The sequence below is a fragment of the Vibrio sp. D173a genome, assembly GCF_030248475.1.
Map to the genome: position 1 here is coordinate 1 of NZ_JAHGAH010001100.1, position 571 is coordinate 571.

At 44.5% G+C, this 571-nt stretch carries 1 protein-coding gene; it reads right to left on the bottom strand.

Going from position 1 to position 571, the window contains the following annotated elements; genetic code table 11:
- On the bottom strand, nucleotides 1-571 hold a 571-nt coding region (locus KIV40_RS31575; protein WP_285353256.1), incomplete at both ends, for a response regulator.

Sequence of the window (571 nt, forward strand, 5' to 3'; positions counted from 1 at the left end):
GCGACCATATTCGAGTTAAGAATCTCCATATAGTCTGGCATCATCTCTTCAAACATCGCGATACTGTCGAGTACAGGCTTAGGTCCAACAATATCAACATAAGACTCTAGCATCTCAATATCAAGCAGGCTGGTGTCGATCGACGTGATTTTCGGTTCAACAACGCGAGCCTCTTCAATCCGTTGAGGTATCTCTTGTTGTTTATTCTCAATCAATTTGGCAATCACGTCCTGAATCGCTTTGACCGACAACCGCTTACTGATGGCGTCATCCATGCCTTTATTGAGGTACTCTTTTTTGTTGTTGAGCACATTGGCTGTCAAGGCAACTAAAGGCGGTAGCTCAGAGTATTTCTCGCGGTAGTATTTGGCGATATCAAACCCTGTCATATCTGGGAGCTGGATATCAAGAAGAACCAAATCAAACTCTTGCGGATTAAAGGCAATCTGCGCCTCTTTACCCGTCATCACCACAGTCACTTGATGACCTAGACTTTCTAATAGTGAGCGAGCCACCGTGACATTCAGCTCTATGTCTTCCACCATGAAGATGTTCAATTGAGACTGCTTTC